The organism is Komagataeibacter kakiaceti JCM 25156 (assembly GCF_000613305.1).
Window position 1 is genome coordinate 1 of the sequence record NZ_BAIO01000695.1, and the last position, 1,007, is coordinate 1,007.

Consider the following 1,007-nt stretch of genomic DNA (forward strand, 5'->3'; position numbering starts at 1 on the left):
CACAGGTCGCGCATGGTATGGACGGGCGCGGCGGGCAGGCGCTTGCCGCCACCGAACAGGGACAGGCGTGCAAACGACAGACGCGCGCCGCGCGTCATACGCTTAAACGTCATGAACTCTTACCCCCGTGGAGTAGCGGGCGGCGTTCGCTCACGCCGGGCCGTGCGCTCCGGTACGCAGGCCCCTGATCGCGGCGGCGTAATCATCCTGCCCGTACACCGATGTGCCCGCGATCAGCACATCGGCCCCGGCGGCGACCGCCAGCGGCGCGGTATGCGTGTTGATCCCGCCATCGACGCCAATGCGGATATCACGCCCCGTCGCGTCCGCCATGCGGCGCAGGGTCTCGATCTTGCGCAACTGGCTTGTCAGGAATTTCTGACCGCCAAAGCCGGGGTTGACCGTCATCACAAGGATCATGTCCACCAGATCCAGCACCTCCCCCACCGCTTCGGGCGGGGTGGCGGGACAGATCGCCACGCCCGGCTTCACCCCGTGGTCGCGCACGTGCTGAAGCGAACGGTGGGTGTGCGGCCCTGCCTCCACATGCAGGTGGATGTGGTCGGCCCCGGCCTGGGCGAAGGCTTCGATATACGGATCGACCGGCGCGATCATCAGGTGCACGTCAAAGGGCAGTTGCGACTTCGGACGCAGCGCCTTGATGAGTTGCGGCCCCATGGACAGGTTGGGCACGAAATGCCCGTCCATGACATCCAGATGCAGCCAGTCCGCGCCCGCGTGTTCCACGGCGGCGACTTCATCCGCCATGCGGGAGAAATCAGCGGACAGGACGCTGGGCGCGACGAGGGGGGTCTTGAGAGCAGCCATGCCTGTTTTTTAACAGCAATCCATGGCCGACGCCAACCTTTCGTACCATCGCGCCCCGGCGCATCAGGCCCGGCGGAAACGCGCGGCGAAGAAGCCGTCCATTCCCCACGTGCGCCCAGCATGCCCGGATGGGTGCGCAGCCAGCCCTCCGCCGTGCGGGCCTGCGGCAGGAAGGCCAG

General features: G+C 67.0%; 1 protein-coding gene. It reads right to left on the reverse strand.

Annotated features, from left to right (window positions below; genetic code table 11):
* Nucleotides 1–150 precede the first annotated feature (150 nt).
* A complete protein-coding gene (gene rpe, locus JCM25156_RS18040; protein WP_025814244.1) occupies nt 151–828 on the reverse strand; it encodes a ribulose-phosphate 3-epimerase in 678 nt (225 codons plus the stop codon).
* Nucleotides 829–1,007 lie beyond the last annotated feature (179 nt).